Origin of the sequence: Streptomyces sp. BE20 (assembly GCF_036322525.1) — a bacterium.
In the GTDB taxonomy this organism is placed as follows: Bacteria; Actinomycetota; Actinomycetes; order Streptomycetales; family Streptomycetaceae; genus Kitasatospora.
This window is the reverse complement of the sequence record NZ_JAQYWW010000480.1, coordinates 1-352: the sequence shown is the minus strand read 5'-3', so window position 1 is coordinate 352 and position 352 is coordinate 1. Positions and strand designations below refer to the sequence as shown.

At 76.7% G+C, this 352-nt stretch carries 1 protein-coding gene; it reads left to right on the top strand.

Translation table 11 applies throughout. The features are described 5' to 3' along the window. Positions 1–85 precede the first annotated feature (85 nt). On the top strand, positions 86–352 hold a 267-nt coding region (locus PUR61_RS06610), incomplete at its 3' end, for an SDR family NAD(P)-dependent oxidoreductase (protein WP_329876624.1).

The window sequence follows — 352 nt, the reverse complement described above, 5'->3', positions numbered from 1 at the left end:
CCGGAGGTCCCCGAGCGCCGCCTGGGAGATCCCTGGGAGATCCCTGGGAGATCGCGAGCGAGATCCGAGAGAGACGAGAGTGAGCATGACCGAGCAGACCACCGCACCCCGGGTCGCCCTCGCCACCGGCGGCGCGCGCGGCCAGGGGGCCGCCACCGCCCTCCGGCTGGCCGCCGACGGCTACGCCGTGGCCGTCCTCGACCTCGAGGAGGCCGCCGGCCGGGAGACCGTGGACCGGAACACCGCCGCGGGCGGTCGCGCCGTCGCCGTCGGCGCCGACGTCTCGGACGCCGGACAGGTCCAGGCCGCGGTCGACCGGATCGTCGCCGAACTCGGTCCCCCGGTCGTCCTG